The 19,523-nt window shown below is 29.3% G+C and carries 19 protein-coding genes and 3 pseudogenes; 10 read left to right on the top strand and 12 right to left on the bottom strand.

Features of this window, described 5'->3' with window-relative positions:
* Positions 1 to 1,125, top strand: a pseudogene (locus tag B3W71_RS06040) (hypothetical protein); the annotation flags it as partial.
* A 219-nt stretch (positions 1,126 to 1,344) separates the two neighbouring features.
* Here the strand turns inward: B3W71_RS06040 and B3W71_RS06035 are convergent.
* The 7 genes from B3W71_RS06035 to B3W71_RS06005 form a co-directional block, all read right to left on the bottom strand.
* Positions 1,345 to 1,602: a CD3324 family protein gene (locus tag B3W71_RS06035; RefSeq protein WP_346888040.1), complete on the bottom strand. Its 258-nt coding sequence runs from the start codon at positions 1,600 to 1,602 to the stop codon at positions 1,345 to 1,347.
* Positions 1,603 to 1,623: 21 nt separating this feature from the next.
* Positions 1,624 to 2,661 carry a hypothetical protein gene (locus B3W71_RS06030; protein WP_346888039.1) on the bottom strand — a complete coding sequence of 346 codons (1,038 nt, stop codon included), beginning with the start codon at positions 2,659 to 2,661 and terminating at the stop codon, positions 1,624 to 1,626.
* Between the two features lie 383 nt (positions 2,662 to 3,044).
* Positions 3,045 to 4,082, bottom strand: a complete 1,038-nt coding sequence (locus tag B3W71_RS06025) for an MBL fold metallo-hydrolase (protein ID WP_346888038.1) — start codon at positions 4,080 to 4,082, stop codon at positions 3,045 to 3,047.
* A gap of 192 nt (positions 4,083 to 4,274) precedes the next feature.
* Positions 4,275 to 4,808 carry a GNAT family N-acetyltransferase gene (locus B3W71_RS06020; protein ID WP_346888037.1) on the bottom strand — a complete coding sequence of 178 codons (534 nt, stop codon included), beginning with the start codon at positions 4,806 to 4,808 and terminating at the stop codon, positions 4,275 to 4,277.
* A 50-nt stretch (positions 4,809 to 4,858) separates the two neighbouring features.
* On the bottom strand, positions 4,859 to 5,398 hold the full coding sequence (locus B3W71_RS06015; protein WP_346888036.1) for a nitroreductase family protein: 540 nt from the start codon (positions 5,396 to 5,398) through the stop codon (positions 4,859 to 4,861).
* Positions 5,399 to 5,568: 170 nt separating this feature from the next.
* Complete coding sequence (brnQ, locus tag B3W71_RS06010) at positions 5,569 to 6,873, bottom strand: branched-chain amino acid transport system II carrier protein (protein WP_346888035.1); 1,305 nt, start codon at positions 6,871 to 6,873, stop codon at positions 5,569 to 5,571.
* A 135-nt stretch (positions 6,874 to 7,008) separates the two neighbouring features.
* Entirely contained in the window at positions 7,009 to 7,491 is a 483-nt protein-coding gene (locus B3W71_RS06005) for a dCMP deaminase family protein (protein WP_346888034.1), read from the bottom strand.
* Positions 7,492 to 7,891: 400 nt separating this feature from the next.
* Here B3W71_RS06005 and B3W71_RS06000 point away from each other — a divergent pair, with 400 nt between their 5' ends.
* The 8 genes and pseudogenes from B3W71_RS06000 to B3W71_RS05965 all read left to right on the top strand — a co-directional run bounded on the left by B3W71_RS06000 (position 7,892) and on the right by B3W71_RS05965 (position 14,812).
* Positions 7,892 to 8,878, top strand: coding sequence for a 3-oxoacyl-ACP synthase III family protein (locus B3W71_RS06000; protein ID WP_346888033.1), 987 nt, complete (start codon positions 7,892 to 7,894; stop codon positions 8,876 to 8,878).
* 13 nt (positions 8,879 to 8,891) lie between these two features.
* On the top strand, positions 8,892 to 9,236 hold the full coding sequence (locus B3W71_RS05995; RefSeq protein ID WP_346888032.1) for a hypothetical protein: 345 nt from the start codon (positions 8,892 to 8,894) through the stop codon (positions 9,234 to 9,236).
* A 277-nt stretch (positions 9,237 to 9,513) separates the two neighbouring features.
* Positions 9,514 to 10,101 carry a restriction endonuclease gene (locus B3W71_RS05990; RefSeq protein ID WP_346888031.1) on the top strand — a complete coding sequence of 196 codons (588 nt, stop codon included), beginning with the start codon at positions 9,514 to 9,516 and terminating at the stop codon, positions 10,099 to 10,101.
* Between the two features lie 508 nt (positions 10,102 to 10,609).
* The gene (locus B3W71_RS05985) at positions 10,610 to 11,479 is read left to right on the top strand and encodes an AraC family transcriptional regulator (protein WP_346888030.1); all 870 of its coding nucleotides are present in this window, start codon (positions 10,610 to 10,612) and stop codon (positions 11,477 to 11,479) included.
* 106 nt (positions 11,480 to 11,585) lie between these two features.
* Complete coding sequence (locus B3W71_RS05980) at positions 11,586 to 12,791, top strand: GNAT family N-acetyltransferase (RefSeq protein ID WP_346888029.1); 1,206 nt, start codon at positions 11,586 to 11,588, stop codon at positions 12,789 to 12,791.
* Positions 12,792 to 12,878: 87 nt separating this feature from the next.
* Positions 12,879 to 13,658 carry a class I SAM-dependent methyltransferase gene (locus B3W71_RS05975; RefSeq protein ID WP_346888028.1) on the top strand — a complete coding sequence of 260 codons (780 nt, stop codon included), beginning with the start codon at positions 12,879 to 12,881 and terminating at the stop codon, positions 13,656 to 13,658.
* 90 nt (positions 13,659 to 13,748) lie between these two features.
* A pseudogene (locus B3W71_RS05970) lies at positions 13,749 to 14,033 on the top strand (GNAT family N-acetyltransferase); the annotation flags it as partial.
* Positions 14,034 to 14,185: 152 nt separating this feature from the next.
* Positions 14,186 to 14,812: a VanZ family protein gene (locus tag B3W71_RS05965; protein ID WP_346888027.1), complete on the top strand. Its 627-nt coding sequence runs from the start codon at positions 14,186 to 14,188 to the stop codon at positions 14,810 to 14,812.
* A gap of 374 nt (positions 14,813 to 15,186) precedes the next feature.
* Here B3W71_RS05965 and B3W71_RS05960 read toward each other — a convergent pair whose 3' ends face one another.
* The 5 genes and pseudogenes from B3W71_RS05960 to B3W71_RS05940 all read right to left on the bottom strand — a co-directional run bounded on the left by B3W71_RS05960 (position 15,187) and on the right by B3W71_RS05940 (position 18,846).
* Positions 15,187 to 15,645 carry a GNAT family N-acetyltransferase gene (locus tag B3W71_RS05960; protein WP_346888026.1) on the bottom strand — a complete coding sequence of 153 codons (459 nt, stop codon included), beginning with the start codon at positions 15,643 to 15,645 and terminating at the stop codon, positions 15,187 to 15,189.
* A gap of 75 nt (positions 15,646 to 15,720) precedes the next feature.
* Positions 15,721 to 15,963: pseudogene (locus tag B3W71_RS05955) on the bottom strand (DUF6262 family protein); the annotation flags it as partial.
* Positions 15,964 to 16,099: 136 nt separating this feature from the next.
* On the bottom strand, positions 16,100 to 16,549 hold the full coding sequence (locus B3W71_RS05950; RefSeq protein ID WP_346888025.1) for a hypothetical protein: 450 nt from the start codon (positions 16,547 to 16,549) through the stop codon (positions 16,100 to 16,102).
* A gap of 35 nt (positions 16,550 to 16,584) precedes the next feature.
* Positions 16,585 to 17,589: a phosphotransferase enzyme family protein gene (locus B3W71_RS05945; protein ID WP_346888024.1), complete on the bottom strand. Its 1,005-nt coding sequence runs from the start codon at positions 17,587 to 17,589 to the stop codon at positions 16,585 to 16,587.
* Between the two features lie 450 nt (positions 17,590 to 18,039).
* On the bottom strand, positions 18,040 to 18,846 hold the full coding sequence (locus B3W71_RS05940; protein ID WP_346888023.1) for an MBL fold metallo-hydrolase: 807 nt from the start codon (positions 18,844 to 18,846) through the stop codon (positions 18,040 to 18,042).
* Positions 18,847 to 19,092: 246 nt separating this feature from the next.
* Between B3W71_RS05940 and B3W71_RS05935 the strand changes: the two genes are divergently transcribed.
* Positions 19,093 to 19,284: a ferredoxin gene (locus B3W71_RS05935; RefSeq protein WP_346888022.1), complete on the top strand. Its 192-nt coding sequence runs from the start codon at positions 19,093 to 19,095 to the stop codon at positions 19,282 to 19,284.
* Positions 19,285 to 19,523 lie beyond the last annotated feature (239 nt).

The raw sequence follows: 19,523 nt of genomic DNA, 5'->3' as shown, positions 1-19,523 counted from the left end.
GAGGCAACTCACAATTCTACTGCTAATGCTGGTGGCTTATTAGGTTTTTCACAAAATAAAAATATAATAAATTGCTGCTATTTTGCTGGAACTATTAAAGGAGCTGAAAGTGGTAAAGGAGGTTTACTTGGTAAAACTAGTGCTTCTATTGGTAGCAGCTTTTATGATGCTAGCGTAATAGGCTTTACATCGTCAAGCCCTTATGCTAAATCTACATCTGAAATGATGCAAAGTGACACCTTTATAAACTGGGATTTTAATAATATTTGGTCTATTGATGAAGGGGCAACATACCCATATTTTAAGAAATATGCAAATACAACCCCTATAAATCTTACTGCAACATCAAATGATAATATTGTTGAATTATCTTGGAATATAGTTTCTAATGTTAAAAACTATGAAGTAAAAAGATCCTTAACAGCAGGTGGTCCATATACTACTGTTGCTACAGTGCCAGCAGATACTAATAATTATTCCGACAATGACGTTATTGGTGGCACAACATATTATTATATTATAACTGCTTTAAATAGTTTAGGTGGACAATCTAATTCAAATGAGGTAACAGTTACTCCAAATATACCTAAAACAAATGATCTTGATGCTCCTACTATTACTAGTTTGGTGCGTGATGGTGGAGTATATATTAGTTGGAATGAAGTTGAAAATGCTACCAGCTATAATGTAAAGAGATCCTTAACACCTGGAGGCCCTTATACCAACCTTTTAGATACACCTACTAATGGGTGCAGGTTTTGGGATAGGTCAGCAGATAAAGAAATAAAATACTATTATGTTGTTACTGCAGTTAATGATAATGGGGAAAGTATTAATTCTAAGGAAATGTGTTCCGATCCACGTGATCTTACAATACAAAAAGTAGGTGATACTATTGCATTGGGTTGGTTTATTTTATCTGAAGATACAAGCTACAGTATAAAAAGATCTACAACTCCTAATGGACCATACACTTATATAGCTACAGATATAAATGCAACAGGAGATTATGCTAAATTTGATGATAATAATACAAATACTGGTAATACCTATTTTTATGTTGTTGAAACAAAACTTAGCTCAGGGGAAGTTCAGGCTTCACAAGAGATATCTATCACTCCATAATATCTTAACCAGAGCATATATAGATTGACCTTGTAAAAAGACTTTATTAATTATAACTTAAATTAGCTTTCTATGATAAAATAAAAATATCATAGAAAACTAATTTACAGAAAAGGGGCTTTCGTAAAATAAGCTAATNNAAATATTGAATAAGCACTTCAACATTTTATATAAGATTAGTAATATATTTTACGAAGGCCCCATTTATTTTAGAGTAAATTATTTATAAACAATTTTTCGAATTGTTTCTGTAGAGAGGCAATATTCTTCTGCAAGGTGTTCAATGCTAACTTTATGAAAAAATTTATATCTAATTTCTTCATTTCTCTGGGCATAGAATTTTCTTGCTCCTGAACCATCTCCCCATTTTCTTCTCTCTTTGTCTGATGGAACATATAATGCCTCACCAGAAACATACTTTTGCAATTCCTTTAACAATTTGTCTGGCAGTATATCTGAAGCATTTCTATATTTCATTGAAAAACCCTCAGCTTTCTATTAATTTTTCGCTAAGAAATTTTCAACAGTATTATATATATCCAACTCAACACCATGTTTGTTAATTTCATCTATAATATACTTTTCCAATTCTTCTGCACACTGACGGAATATCGATAAATCCTTTGTATCAAACTGGGAAAGTAAGTCCATTTCTTTAAGTCCAAATTCTTCTTTTACGGTATTAAGTTCCTCCTGCAAATAACAGCCCCATACAAAAACTTTTTCAGTATCTCTTTGGTCACAATAATAGTAAACTCTTCTCCAAGTATAACAAAGTTCTTGAAACCAATCAGCCAAATTATAAAAGTTTGTATTATAAATATTATCATCTTTTTTAGGATTATTTTTAATCATAAATTTGCGTGTAGATAGAATCATTACATGGCATAAATGCTTTAATTCGTCAACAGAAGTTGCATTAATGATAGCTTTATAATATTGTATGAAATTCTCAGGAATTTCTTTCATTTCTGAAAGCTCTTTCATTTGCTCAACTTGACTGTATTTAAAATAGGTCTGATTTACAAAAGCAACTGCAACAGAAAGAAAATCAGCTATAAATCCAGCAGCCATTCTAACTTTACCAATGCTATCCTCAAACATCATTGTTTGGTAAATTTCCGTGGCTACATTTAACTTTTCAAGTGATTTTTTGAACATAAATTCCACATTTTCAAGGTTTTCCTGTAATTTTTTTTGCATAGTAAGAAATTGATTTTTATCTTCTTCATTTCTATAATAAAGAATTTGAGAGTGACCTAAGCAAGTTGGATTATAGTCATCCAAGTTTGCCATATTCCCAATTCTTTTCCAAGACCTCGGATACAGATCATACCCTATTCCATCAATGATAAATGTCTTCGCAAGGTTATTTCCTTTTTCATTTAATGGAACGAAATAATCAAAGCATACTCCTTCAGTATCTTGTTTCATTTTTAATGCGCTATTGCCAATCAATAAGGCAATATCATCTTTATATTCTTTTTTTATTTTGTCTATTGCCCAATCTAATAATTTCTCGTTTGTAGTTTTCATAATAAAGCCACCTTTACAATAAATTTAAGAAACGGCCGTTTACCTATACTTAAATTATAATGTGGATACATTTTAAGTACAATATGGAGAATTATTCAAATAATTCTCTACCTTTTTCCCCTTATCTGTTTGGGTTTTTATTAGAGAAACAACAACTTATGGTATCAAAGTGCTCCATATTAAAGAAATTCTGTAAATCAAAGAAACTTATATCAATAAATATAATAAAATATTTATCTATTTGCTATACTCTATTTAATATAAAAGTGTAAAAAGTAATGTAGCTGAAAATTTAGCATGTACAAAAGCTCCTTAAACACATTTACTAAAAAAATATGTTTAAGAAGCTTTTGCTTTATAAAAAATATTTATTTAAAAATTTCTTAACTCTCTTTAATATGCTTAGTCATTGCCCATATCAATCCCTTATTGGATATTACATAATAGATTTTACCATCTTTATATAATCTATTTATAAGCTCTTGCTTTTCAAGATAAACTAAGTGAGACATACACTCTCCTGAGGCAAAGAATCTCTGAGTTAGTGGGAAGTCCTCCCAGTTTTTAATTGTTATACTCCACTGCATTCTTCCTGCAATTTCATAAGGTGAGAGCTTTTCTCCACTGGATAAAATATCCATAATTTCATCTAATCTAAGATAGTAATGTTCCTTAAGCTCTCTTATTCTCTTCTTGGTATCCTTTATAATAGTTCTATGAGAAGATAAAGTCATATCTATAGGTAGAGCTGCTACTTTATCTAGGCTATCCATATATTCTTTAAGAGGGTTTTCCATCCAATGCTCAAGATTATAGGCTATGTTTGGAGTTATCCTTGCTAATATTAAATCTCCTCCAATTAAAATCTTGTGATTTTCTTCATATAAGCAGCAATGAGCTGGAGTATGTCCCGGAGTTAGAATACACTTAAACTTATACTTTCCTACCTTTAATATTTCTCCATCCTGAATATCTGTGTAGACTGGCTCAGTGAAGCTTTCCTCAAAACCTTCTTGATCCCTTAGAGCCTTTATAGCTTCTACTGTCTTTCCTTCTGGAAAACCCATAGCTTCATTAAATATGCTCATTTCATCTATGTAGGTGGCTTTTCTTAAATTGCATATTTCTTCACTTTCTCTAGGATGAATATAGGCCTTATTATCAGAGTTTAAAAGAAATGGTACAAGACCTACGTGATCATCATGGAGATGGGTTAAAAATATATCTGTATTCTTCATGTCCACATTTAATTCTTTTAAACTATTTCTTAAGCTTTCTAGGGATCTAACCTTACGAAAGCCTGTATCCACTAGTAGATTTCTTTCATCACCTTTAATTAGGTAAGCATTTAATGCTCTTAAAGGATTGTCTGGAAGCTCCACTTCTATTTGGTATATATCTTCAAACAATTTTCTTATCATCAGTATCTCCTTATCTTTTACTTCTAATGTCATTCCATTATTTTTTTGCAACATATTCTATTATAATACTTAAATATTTTATTATCTAGTACTAAAGCAGTACAGAATCCTCTATCTTAATGATTTCTACTGCTGTCATTAAGGTAACATCAAAATTTTCTACTCTTCAACCATTTTTTATAAATTCCTGTATCACACTATATACTCTAATTGATAATCCCTTGGGTCACTTTCATATAAGGCCTTATTTATTTCTACTGCCTCTTTGCAACCTATGGCAAAATAAAATGCTATGGTTTCTTCAGCTGAACCTGCACAAATATATATTTTATCTGCATTCCACTGTTTTGCAGCATCTATACAAAGAGTAAATAACTTCTTTCCTATACCCTTACTTCTGTGTTCTAAGGAAATAAAAAGTTGGTCTAGTAAAACATAATCAAAACTTTCTCCAAAGAGATTTCTATTAAGCGTTGCAAATCCTAACAATCTATTGTCAGCTCCAAAGGCGCCAAAAGCAATGCCATCACTTAAAATAGTTTTCTTGAGATTACTAAAATGATATTCATATCCATTTGGCCAATCTATATCTTGATAATTTATTTCAATCAATTGACGCTTTCTATTCACTTCTCTCCATGCTTTGCCAATATACTGACATGGATTAATTTCCTTAATTTTTTCACATTCTTCTATTGTCAATCTTCTATATACAATATTATTCATATAGCCCCCCCAGTTTTAGTCCTATCTAATAAGCCTTTGTATACCTTGAATTACCACTGCTCATAGTGAACTATTTCTTCTAGGCTCTTTCTTGGACGTGGATTTGGCGCTTCATCTGGATAACCTAAAGTTAATACTGCAACTACATATTTGTCCTCTGGAATATTTAAAACTGGTCTAAAGTCCTTTTGTTCAAACCAAGCAATCCAACAAGTTCCTAGCCCTAAGTCTGTAGCTGTAAGGGCCATGTGCTCAATGGCAATCGAAGTGTCTCTAATCATTTGCTTCACTTCAAACTCCTTGCTATATTCATCGATATAAAGATCCTTACTCTTAGGCAATCTAGCTTTTATATCTGCCACACATACAAGATGAACTGGTGCACTGACCATCCACTTTTGATTATAAGAAGCCTTGGCAACCTTCTCCCTATTTTCCTGCTCCTTAACTACAATGATTTGCCATGGTTGAGTATTACTACCTGATGGTGCTAGTCTTGCACTTTCAAGAATTTGTAGTAGCTTCTCATCCTCCACTAGCTTATTCATATACTTTCTTATACTTCTACGATCTTCAATTGCTTTAATCATAACATCTACCCTCAATACTATTTTTATATTTCTACTTTATTTTATAGGAACTTTTTCTTTGTAAGTATTTATTTACATATAGCTATTATAAAATGTTTATATAGTATATTATTTATTTTCCGACTTTTAAACTAATTGCTTTGTCAAATTCATTTTAATTTGAATCTAGATTATAGTTCCTTAGTTGTTGGAACAAAACTTCCTATTATGCCTGCTACTAAAACTGGAACTACCCAATTAAACCCTAAATTTGCAAAAGGAAGTGTAGTTACTATTGGTATACCTATTGAACTTCCTATTCCCATATCATTTAGAACCGTTACTACACTTACAAATAAAGCTGTATAGGTTGAAAGAACATATACATTATTGTTTTTAATTTTATCTCTAAATAAAGATAGTATTATCAACACAACTGTTGGTGGATATATAATACTTAATATAGGAAGTGAAAACTTTATTATGCTACTCACTCCAAAATTAGCTACTATACCACTAAATACACAAACAAATATAACAATCTCTTTATATTTCCATTTTCCCTTTGATACCTTATCAAAATACTGGGCTGTTGCAGCGGTAAGGCCTATTGCTGTTGTAAGACATGCAAGACCTATTATTACAGCTAGCAATATTTTCCCTGGTTTTCCAAGTAGTATATCTGTTATATTCACTATTACTGATGTTTGAACTATTTCTTTTAATGGTATGTTCTCATATCCTTTTGCAATTGTAGCTCCTAAATAAGCAAGACCTCCATATACTACCACTAATCCTATAGCTGCAACCATGCAAGCCTGAAAGGTTAACTTTATCTTTTTCTTTTCGCTTTTATATCCTTTATTAATTAATGTTGTTATTATAATAGAGGCGAAAGCTACAGCTCCTAATGCATCCATAGTTTGATAACCTTGAATTACTCCTTCTGCAAATACATTTTCTATTCTTGCCGCTACATTAACAGAATCTATTGGATTTATTATTCCAACTAATATAAGCAATAGAAGAGTTATAATTAGTATTGGTGTTAAAACCTGCCCTATTATATCAATTACTCTAGAAGGTTTTATAGATAAAATCATTGTCATAATAAAAAATATTATAGAAAATACTATTGGACTAACGCCATTAAGTATTGGTGCAATGCCCATTTCATAGGTTGTTGCCGCTGTTCTTGGTATTGCTAAAAGAGGCCCTAGGCATATCATTATCGCAGCACCTAAAACAATTGCTAATTTTTCACCAGCTTTTCCAAATATCTCACTTATATCTCCATTACATTTTGCTACAGCCATGATTGATAATATAGCTAAACCTACATCTGCTAAAACAAATCCCAAAAATCCGGTAATCCAACTTGTTCCTGATTCCACTCCTAAAAATGTTGGAAATATAAGATTTCCTGCTCCAAAAAACATAGCAAATAGAGCAAATCCAACTACTATAGAATCCTTTATATAATCTTTATTTTTCATTTCATCCCGCCTTTAATAAATAATAATAAATATATTTATTTAGTATTTACTTCAACCTGAAGTTTTATCAAAAATAAAAAGAGACATCTCATAATTTTCCTCTGAGATACTCCTTTTTATTTTTCTTTAATAGGGTTATTTTAAATTTATCTCTATTTTGTCTATACTTGGAGTTAATTGAATTAGTTTTATTTTGGCCTTTTCAAACATATATTTTGAAGCCTTGGTGGAATCCGTATCAGAATACTTATCGCTAAGGTAATAAACTTCCTTTACTCCTGCTTGAATAATATTTCTAGCGCATTCATGACAAGGGAATAAATTCACATATAGTCTACATCCCTCTAAAGACTTCCCCCTAGCATTTAATATAGCATTTTGCTCGGCATGAACTACATAAGGATATTTAGTTTCTAAAAATTCCCCATCTCTACTCCAAGGAAAATCTTCATCACTACATCCATTAACAAACCCATTATATCCAATAGAAATTATTCTATTGTTACAATCAACTATACAAGCTCCAACCTGTGTTGATGGATCTTTACTTCTCATTCCTGATAATAAAGAAATACTCATAAAATAATCGTTCCAAGAAATATAATCTTTTCTCTTCATATGTTCCCTCCTTGAAGTGTTTACTAATATTTTATATTAAAAACCTTCATGATTAAAGAGACTTTTTTAATCTTCTACGAAATTTATATGAAAAATTTTTATTTTGTAGGGGCTTTCGCAAAATGAGCTAATCTAAATAAATATTGAATAAGTATTTATATTATTAACTCTCAGCCGTTTCGGAATGTTTATTTAAAGTGCTGAATTTTACTATAAAATTCCAGTAAATTTTGTTTATTAAAATTTATATATGCCAGAATATAGTTACTTTTTACATAATAACTTATTTTTTTAATAATTGCAAGAATACATTGACATATTTTAATATATGTTGTAATATTTTGTATATATGTTAATGTATTTACCATATAATATTTAATCATACTTTGGGGGCGACTTTATGGGGATAAAAATTCAAGAAATTACAATATACCATCCTAAAAAGAAGGTAGAAAATCAGTATTATATTAATAAATATGGACAAGACATAGAAAAACTTCTAAATCATTTGGGAAGAAAGTCTAGATATTTAATTGATAACAATACAGAAAACGCTCTTACTATGAGCATTGAAGCTGCTAAATCCTGCTTAGAAAAAGCTAATGTTAAAGCTTCAGAACTAGATATCATTGTATTTGTTAGTGATTCTCTAGAATACTTAATTCCTACCAATGCTCTTTTAATAAGAGAAGCTATAGATGCATGTAATTGTGATTTAACTTATGACCTTAATGATAATTGTATAGGAATGATGGTAGCTATAGATAATGTGGCAGCCTATATGAAAGCTAAAAGCAAATATAGAAAAGCTTTAATTGTAGGTGCCTCATATGGTTCACTGCTAGCTAAAAGTGACTGTCAATTAGTAAATTCTACTGCCGGAGATGGTGCTTCTGCAGTACTTCTTACTAGCGACACTGAGGATGGCGGGGTTCTTAGTTCTGTTTACCATACAGATTCTAAAAATCATAAATATATGGTGTTTCCTGAATGTGGAATGTCTCATATATATGATGAAAATCTAACTGTAGATGAAAAAAAATACGCATGGATAAATTATGATGTATCTTATATTAGTGATGAATGGGTGAAGCTTATTAATAAATTATTAAAAGATGAAAACGAATCTATAAAGAATGTTAAACACTTCTTATTTTCACAGTTTTCACACAGCGATGTAAAATCCACACTTATAAAATTAGGTGTAGAACTTAGTAGCGACTCTTACACCTTTGTAGCAGATGAATATGGTTATACTGGATGTACTAGTCCATTTTTCGCATTTAATAAAGCTATAGAAAATAAAAAAATAAATAAAGGAGATCTCGTTATTTTTTGTTCAATTGGTTCTGGATATACAATGGGAGCTTTTTTATATAAATTTTAAAGGAGGACTTTAAATGTATAAAATAGAGTTAAACAATACTAAGAAGATCTTATTTATCCATATTGGTGGATATTTTGAAGAGGAGGAAGCTAAAAATTTCCTAAATGATTATAAGAAGACTGTAAAATCTATAGTTGCATCTAATTTTACTCTTGCCCTTGAAGGTTCAGAATTATTAACTGCAAAACCAGATATGGTTCCAGCTCTTGAAAATTGCATGAAGATGTATAGGGATACTGGTTTTAAAAATATTATTTCATCACAACCAAACTCATCTATTGCTTTTATGCAATTAAAGAGACTTTTACAATCATTAAATATGAATGTAGAGTTTGTACGAAGTTTATCTGATTTATAAAAAGTACATTATTAATTTAAATATCTAAAATATATTTAATAAAAATCTAAAATAATTTAATATAGCAAAAGGCTAAATAGAAATGAATTTCTTGTTTCTATTTGGCCTTTAATTTATAGTTTAATAATTTTATTTCTACTCTTTATATCTTTAAAGTTAATTAAATTGATTTAACTTTATCTGAATATAGTTATTTTACTATAACTGCTAATGGTGATATCCCCTTATTGATTAATTATTTTTTATAATGACAATAATTATTACAGAGGTGATTATAATGAATAAATATGAGATTTTTTTACTACTTATAGTTCTCATAATACTTTTTAAAAGTCTTACTCCATTTATTGAAAAAATAAGAGGCTTTAAAAATGAACAACTAAAATTTACTATGAGAATTAAAAAAGAAAATATAAATAGATTGACAGGATTTGAATTCGAAGGCTTTTGTCAATGGCTTTTTCAAAATAGCCCTGAATATAAAAATGTTGAGTTAACTCCTCCTAGCAACGATGGTGGCGTTGATTTAATTCTTACAAATGCAAATGATGAAAAAATCTATGTAGAGTGTAGAAAGTATGATTTTCATCCAACTCTAGCCCATAAGGATGAGAATAATGGTTCTGATGAATTTTTTATAGGAAGAGTTATATGCCAAAAACTAGTTGGCGCCATGGTAGCAAACAATATAAAAAAAGGTATCATCGTTACCACTGGTAGTGTGTCCCCTAATGCCTTAGAATATATCGGTATGTTAGAGGCAAATAGCGATTTATCCCTTAAAATCTATACCATGGATAATATCTTAAAACTTATAGAAGCTCACGAAAATCAAGATGATTATGAATTAGCTATAGAGCTTTAGAGAGTTAGATGTAAAACAACATAAAGTAAATATATCAGGAATTAATTATAGATAGAATAAATAACTTATAAAATATAAGTAATATTACCCTGCTCATCATATCTTACATACGTTTATCATTGAATACCGTATTATTCAAAAATGAATATGCGGTATTTTTTGCACTATAATACAATATATCATGAATTAAATAGTAAAATATGAGTAAAATATGAGTAAAATATGATCTTTAAAAATTAAATAGTTTGCTATTTAAAACTATGTTATAATATGGATAAAATTAACTTATCTAAATTATATTAGCATTTAACAAATAATTAGTAAAAGAGAGAATAGTTTAAATTAAAGGAGATATGGAGTATGTTAAATGAAGAATATTCATTATGCTATGTAGAAATAAATAATATAAACGCCTGATAAATTTATACTAATGAGGCTACATAATACGGCATGAAATATCGAGTACAAATACTCTAAAAAAGATACTATTAAATTGGGAGTGAGAAGAATGGATTGGATTAAAAAATTAAATGAGTCGATAAACTATATAGAAGAAAACCTTGACGGTGAAGTATACTATGAAACTATTTCAAAAATTGCTGGATGTTCTATTTATAATTTTCAAAGAATGTTCTCATATATAGCGGACAAGCCTCTATCTGAATATATAAGAAACAGACGCTTAACTATGGCAGCCTTTGATTTATTAAATAGCTCTGAAAGAATAATTGACATTTCCTTAAAGTATGGATACGAATCTCAAGATTCCTTTACTAGAGCATTCAAAAATTTTCATGGAGTACTACCTTCAAGTGTTAGAAATGAAACAGTTCAGTTAAAATCCTGTCCTAAACTTTCCTTTCAAATCACAATAAAAGGAGAAAATCATATGAATTATCAAATTGAACAGTGGCCTGCATTTAGAGTAATGGGGATATCACACAAAGTAAAAACAGCCGAAGCCTTTGAAGCAATTCCTCAAATTTGGGAAAGCTCATGGAAGGATGGGACTATGAAAATGTTCTTTGACAACTTTCCTGACTATAGACCTGCAGGATTTTTAGGAATCGCTCAAGGAGGTCAATGGGGAGAGGCTGAAGAAATGGAATATATTGTAGCAGTGACAAATCATGTTGATATGCCAGACTGCAAACATGTCCCACCTATAGAAGGAATGAAGGAGTTTTCTTACCCTGCTGCAACATGGACAATCTTTGAAGCTAATGGAGAACTACCCGATGCAACACAAAAGGTTTATAAACAATTTTATAGCGAATGGCTTCCTAATTCAGGATATGAATTAGCTGACCTTCCTGTTATTGAGTGCTATATGCAAGAGAATCATCAAGAAGTTTGGATTGCTATTATTAAAAAATAATAAAACAAAGCGGCGTAAACATTATATTTCGCCGCTAAATCATACTATGATAATTCTATGCTTAAAAGTATATTACAATTAATTTTTTTATTAGGAGAATAAAATTATGAAAATTAGAAAAGTAAAAGCTAATAATCTTGAACAAGTAAGAGAATTACATGTCTATTGTACCGGCCGTCAATGGACTGATAATACACCATCCAAAGATGAACTGTCATTCTATACATCAGATGAAATATTAGGAATGTTTGAAGACGAAAATTTAGTATCCATGATAAGGAACTATACTTTTAATCAATCAGTCAGGGGTACAATTAAGAAGATGGGAGGAGTCTCTCATGTTGCTACTTTTCCCGAATACCGTTTACATGGATATGTAAAGGATTTAACAAAAGCAATATTTTTAGATATGAAAGAAAAGAAACAATCTGTTAGTTTGTTACATCCTTTCAAAGAAAGCTTCTATGATGCTTTTGGCTATGTTGGTACAAATGACAACTTATTAGTTAAAATCTCTCTTGATGGATTTTCTCATTATTTAGGAGATGTATCTAAAATAGATGGTACATGGGAAGAAAAAAGAGTAAGAGCCATTGATGTACAAGCTGAATTTGAAGGATTTAAATTTGAACTTGATTTATTTGAACATCATGGACTGGTTTTTCTTAATGATATGTCGAGTGAATATTGGAAAGAAGATCATGATAGTGTACTTGTAGTGTTCATAAAGAAAAATAATAATATTATGGCAGCAGCAAAATATATTAAAATAGATTCTGGAGAGAACGGAAGAATTTTTGTAGCAGAAATGTATTGGAAAGACATAGAAAGCAGAGTGATGTTATTCAGATATTTTGCAAAGCATAAAGATCAATTCTCACATATAGAGTTAAGAATTCCATATGGCGTTAATTTCTTCAGTTGGTTAAGTGATACAGCAAGACCCTTCGAAGTGAAGATTAATAACCATCCATGGATGGTTAGGATTATTGAAGCAATAGAAGCAGTTAATGATATCAAAGTGAATTTAGAAGGCGAGATCATTTTAGAATTGCATGATGAGTATTGCCAATGGAATAATGGTGTTTATAAGCTTAAAGTTGTTGATAATAACCTAAAAATGAATAAATGTAATAATGCAGAATCACATGTAAAGATGGATATAAAAGGGCTTACATCACTTTTATATGGTGTATACTCAGTAGAAGAATTAGAATTTAAGGAGTGGATTACCTTATCGAATTCAGAGGTTGGAATAATATTAGATGAATGGTTTCCCAAAAAGTTTCTTTATAATCCATATTACTTCTAAACTATTAATTTATTGTGCATAAAAAGTCATGTATTAATAATAGATGATATAACATTAATTTAAAATAGAAGTGGAGGTATATAATTAATGAATGACCAAGGTGAAATAAATAAGAAAGCATGGTCCTATAGAGCATATGAATATCGAGTAAATGAAGAAGGTTTACCTAGTGATGTAGCTAAAAATATGATACTGCAACCTGAAAAATACTTGAAAAACCACCTTCAATATCTTGGTGATGTTAAAGAAAAGAAAATTGCTAATTTACTTGGTTCCTGTGGTAAAAAGGCAATACCATTAGCATTGCTTGGTGCTGATGTAACTATTGTAGACATCTCTAAAGAGCATAAGAAATATGCAATGGAAGTCGCTAAAGAAGCTGGTGTGAATTTAACCTATATAGTATCAGACTTTTTAGATTTAGATATTGCTGAAATGATTAATAGTTTTGATATTGTTTATTTAGAAGGTGGAATACTTCATTACTTTTCAGATTTAGACAAGGTTTCAAAGAAGATATCCTCTCTTCTAAAATCAGGTGGAAAACTAGTTCTAAATGATTTCCATCCTATTAGAAAAATATTTAAAACACGTGATATTTTTGACACTAGAGATTATGCATTGGAACTGACTGGAGACTACTTTGAGAATACATTACAGGTTGCTGAAGTAGCATATGAAAAAACTTTTCCTGAGAATGAACGTAATGAATTTCCAAAGTGCCTATTAAGATATTGGACAATAGGCGAAATTATCACTTATTTTGCTTCAGCAGGATTTATCATTGAAAAACTTGTTGAAGGCCCGAGGTTTGATTCTCATCAAAATATTCCAGGAGAATTTACTTTAATAGCTCATAAATCATAGTTTATAAAATAATTTTTATGCACATCTCTTTATACAACTCAATAATAAAGTATTTCAAATTAAAATTACTTATACAATAATGAAAATAAAGAGCTAGTAGGATTTATAAGTTTACTAGATAAAGGAGATTATGTGTCCTTTGGAATTGGAATCAAGCCAAGTCATTGTGGTAATGGATTAGGAAAAATAATTACTAAGCTAGCTATTATGGAAAGTAAAAAGAGATTTCCTAATAAACCTATTGTATTAGAAGTTAGAACATGGAATGAGAGAGCTATAAACTGCTATAAATCTCAAGGATTTAATATTATAGAAACAAATCAGCAAGAAACTCCTCTTGGACTTGGTGAATTCTATGTAATGAAATACTGCTAAAAAGTAAAGATAAATAAAATCATCTATCTTCATATACTCTGAACTAATTAATGAAATATAGCCCTTTAAAATTAAACAATATATTCTTTAGACTCATATGGTTATGTAAAGCCTTAACATTATAATTTCATAAGTATAAAGGAGGTATAAAATTGGTACAAGGATACACTTTTGATTTCGATACAGTGCTATTACTTGGAATTTCTATATGGATTATTTCAAGAGTAATAACCCTGGTAATAAGAAAAAGAAAAGGTAAAAATATATTAATAGGAAAAGAAATTATGACTAATTTATTTGCATTATATATAATAGGTTTAGTTGGTGTGACATTATTCCCTATTTCAATAATGTTTGGAGAAAGTATTACAGAATTAAAGTCCACCGTTTCATTAGATCAAAGATTAGGTATTAATCTAGTCCCATTTAAAGGTTACATTAACAGCTTTATATCTCTTCAAGAAAATAATATTGGGCATTTCTTTTACCTTAGGAGCTTGTTAGGTAATTTATTATTATTAATGCCTTTTATTGGATACTTATCAATGTACAAAAAAGAAATTAGAAGTATTAAAAATGTTATTATTATCTCTTTCTTGACTTCATTATCTATAGAAGTATTGCAGCTAATAGAAAATATCACTTATCTAAGTAGTTTTCCAGGAAGATCAGTAGACATTGATGATTTAATTTTAAATACTATAGGTGGACTATTAGGATACTATATATTTAAAATAATCTATAAAACTAAATTGAGGACTTATCTTAACATGGATTAGTTTATTTAATTTAAACTAAAACTAGTTTTAATTAAAAAGGTTGAAGAATTCTGCTCTACAACCTAGGTACGTTTTTATTATTATCTTCATGTATCTGTGATAAGTTATGATTACTTTCCTTGTTAAATGAGTTTACTTTCCTACTGTCAATCTTGTTAAGTAAATAAATACCCACTATCAATATTCCTAAAAAAATCAGAATCATCCAAATTGGCTCCATATTATACACCCCTTTACATATCTAGTATACAATGTATTAATACCTTGTAATAACTATGTTTATGCATAGAATACCTATAAACAATATAGTCTATAACTTAATTATTCTTTAATTACAATTTGATGCACATTTTAAGAAAAATGTAAAACATTATCTATCTATGCCCTTCTGATTTAGCCTTAATATATCCCATATATGTCATTGTTGAACTATCAGATATTTGAGGAATTTCAAATCCGCATTTTTTATAGAAGTCATAATTTTCTGGAGTTGTATGCACCCACCAATTCCCATGGGGTAACTTTTCTAAGCACAGGTCCACAAGTTTTTTACCTATGCCTTTTCCTCGATACTCTTCTTTCACAGCTAGATCTTGGATTGTTGCAGTCATAACTCTATCTGATACAACCCTTACCATAGCTATCATATCTTCCTTATCCCAGACAGTGAAAACCCATGATGAATTTTTAAAGCAGATTTCGTACTTTTCATCTAGCCATGACGGTTGACTTGCAGACACCCAACCAACCTCATTGTACATTTTTTTAATCGTATCCCCTTTAAGTCCATCTGCTCCTTCTCTAATAATCAATCCCTTATAATATTGATACATAAGATACCTCCCTAAAATTAATTTGGACGCAATTTCCTCCAATTGCCCACTTTACATCTTTTCATATAATTTACCTCAAAGAACTTCTAATTGTTGTTTAAGTTTCTTATTTTCTTCTTCAAGTTCCTTAGTCTTTTTATCTTTAGCCATAATGACAATATCTTTTGATTTTGCAGTTTTATCATATTTGGCTCTTTGATTTATCGCTTTATTTACTTGCTTATCTCTAAGTTCTTCAACTCTTTCTTTTACTTCTTTGTTGTTATAGAGGAATGTCTTAGACACTCCGCTAAGTTGAGAAACACTATTAAAATTAATTATTTTTACTTTAACCTTTTTAATCTTTCTCCTAAATCAATGTCCCCTTCAATTTTTAATATTGGACACTTTAATTATCTCTACATTATCTTAGTTAAAGACAAGAAATACTTTAAGGTATTTCTATTTTATAAAATTATCTTATATCCTCAACGATATATACTCTATTAGCTTCCTCACTGAAGACAATATATAGCATTGAAGAATCGCTCTTAGTTTTAAAATAATATTTATAATCACCCTCTAATTTAGGTATATATTCATCTGGAACCTTTAAATCTTTTAATATACTAATTACACTCGATTCCATAATAATGTTTTTACCTGATTGCCAATTTAAAACCTCTTCTATCTCATCTTTATTAGCATATTCAAATATATGATATCTTTTACCATCACCTAAAAAGCTAGGTCCACTATCAATAGAATAAATTTCTTTATACTCTAATGGCAATTCGACTTCCCAATTTGCCTGAATAATATTAGAATAAGTATTTTTCTCCTTAATAAATTTATAACTAAAAAATATACCAATACATAATAGTAGGATAAAAATTAAAATGAATATAGTTTTCTTTTTACTCATGCGCCATCACCCCTTTTGCTATTAATCCTACTACTTCACTTAGATCTTTTCATCTCCTTAAAGTTAATATCAATATATGGCACTCGATTCTCAATATCATATCTCATATTTTTTAAGTACTCCTTCTGATTATCATTAAGCTCATTCTTTCTCCATAATTCTAAAATAAAGTTATAAGAGCAAATCCTTCTATACTCTAACAATAATGGTATTTTATCTATCCATTTTTCTTCAATTTTATTTTCTTCTAAATATCCTTTTAAAAAGCTTTCAATAAATTTAACTCCAAACTCCCTACGCTCTTGTACACTATTTATAGGAATTGTTTGTAAAGAATGATAAATAGAAATTGCAATATCACAAACATACCAATGATATAAGCAATCGTCAAAATCAAAAACGATTATTTCGTCATTATAAATAAAAAAATTACATTGGTGAAAATCATTATGTATCAAACCATAGGAGTCCTTATCTTTAGGAAAAGTATTCATTTCTTTTATTATTTCAGTCCATATATTATAAATAACACAATCTTTTTCAGTAAATGCATATTCTCCTTTAAAATTAAAGTCTTCATTCCATTGTTTCCTCTTAACTATTCCGTCTTTTGGATTATAATCCTTTGTTAAACAATGAATTTTACCCATGGTCTTTCCCCATTTATAAAATAACGATTCACTCCATTCATTAATATTATCTACTCTTGGAAGATGTCCTTTAGCTTTTTCAAATACTGAAGCAAAATAACATTCATCATTATCATATATACCTTCTACAAGCTTATTATTTATAGATGAAATAACTTTTGATACATTTACTTTCATATAAAACAGATAGTTTACATAATCCATTTCAGCTTCATACTGTGACAAATTATAAAAAGGTTGTTTTGAAATTCTTAAAATATATGCATTGTTTTCATCTTGTAGATCATAAATTAAATTAGTTGAATTACCAATCTCATTAATATTAACTTCTAATATATCTAGCCTAAAAAGTCTAAAAATCTCATTTAAAATTGAGTTGTTATCCATCATCATTTTCCTCCCTATTTACACCAAATAAAAAAATTATTGAGACACAATAATCTAATGTTATCTATTATTCTATATATTATACCTTAATTTTATTTATTTGGAATCAAAGGCTATATATTGGTAGAAGCTTCAGAAATCTCTTTCACTGATGATTAACCAGACCTCATAAATGCTTATAGTTAGATTTGGAGTGTCACTTATAGATTATTAGAACCTTATAACCTCATATAATGCAACTATTTAAGAAGTTACCTATGCAAAAAGTTAACTTTTTAAAATGTTCCCATTTTACCTATATAAAATTTTAAATATTTAACATTTTGGTTATGTTTTAAAATAATGTTGATGATGTATTAATTTTTAAGGGAAGTCAAAAATGAAATGACTCCCCTTAATTTATATTTTATGAAGAATGTTTATTACTATAACACATGTTCATTTTCTATAATATCACCAATTTATTTCCAACCCTACTCCAACTTCTTTCACTGGCAAAACTTTATGTATTTCTGCTCTAACAGCAAATGAAGTACAATGGCAAGGATATAGTTCTTTTATGTTGTTCTGTTTTAGATAATCGATAGTTTTATTAACCTGTTTATTTACTTCAAATAAATGAAATCCTCCTATAACTCCTAATACTCTATTATCTTTGCATACTTCTTTTGCATATTCTATTATATTGCATATCCCACTATGAGAACATCCTGTAATAACATAAATGCCATCTTCGCTTTTATATACAAGTGCTGTATCATCCATTACATAATCATCAGTTGAAGTTTGACCAACAATTTGTTTACCAATTGGTCTCCTATTTTCAAAATCATTTGTTTGGGGTATTTCCCCTAAAAAAGTTATATTCTTGCTAACTTTAACAGGTTCTTTTGAAAAAATTAGATTGCACTTTGTTTTTAGTTCCTCTTTTAAAATAGGAGAGCAAATTTTTAAATTATCTTCTACCTTTTCATTAAATGCATCTGGATGAGCAATAATAGAAACATTATTTTTGCGGTTTTGTTCAAAATAGTATTTCAATCCCCTTGTATGGTCATCGTGACCATGTGAAATAACAATAGCACTTATATTTTTTAAATCTATACCTAATGCATTTGAATTCTTCAGAAATAAGTCAGAGTACCCTACGTCAAACAGTAACCTAGTGTTCTCATCTTCAATATAATATGAAACAGCAGGTTCACCACAATAATATTGGTCAATATATGTATTATTATCAACTAAAACTTTTAGTTTCACCTTTTTTCCCCCTTTGCTTAATACAAATAAATATTGCATCATAGTTTGCTTATATCCCAATTATAGCAATAATTTCTATATAATTAAACAAATATAAATTCTCTTTCTTTAAAATCAGTTATTTTTGTATATGCGTGGGCTACATTACATTGAACCATATATATTAAATACTAATTTATATGTATATGAAATGAATTCCTGCGAATACTAACTTTGTTAATATATTTTGGTTAAGGAGGAATAAATATGGAAGCAATAGTAAATAAAGATACCTGCATCTCATGTGGAGCTTGCGTTGGTCTTTGCCCAGAAGTTTATTCATTTGATGAAAGTGATAAAGCTGAGGCTATATCTGGAGATATTCCTGATGAGCTTAAAGATGGTGCTGTAGAAGGAAGAGATCAATGTCCTGTAGATGCCATTGATATTAAAGAATAAAAATACTTTTTACTATAACAAAGTACACAAGGGACTTTCACAAAATACGCTAATCCTAAATTAATGTTGAGCATGAACTTATATTATTGTCTCTCACCATTTTATAAAGTTTAGTAAACTATTTTGTGAAGGCCCCTTTAATTATAATATGCCATTAAAATACAGTTTACCATTCACTTTAATTTTGTTAAATTATCTAATCATCTATCCTGTCCTGATTTCCTAACTCTCTCAAACCT

Origin of the sequence: Clostridium sp. UBA1056 (genome assembly GCA_002316385.1) — a bacterium.
Lineage (GTDB): Bacteria > Bacillota > Clostridia > Clostridiales > Clostridiaceae > Clostridium_J.
The sequence above is the reverse complement of the archived record's forward strand: the minus strand, read 5'-3'. Positions and strand labels throughout refer to the sequence as shown.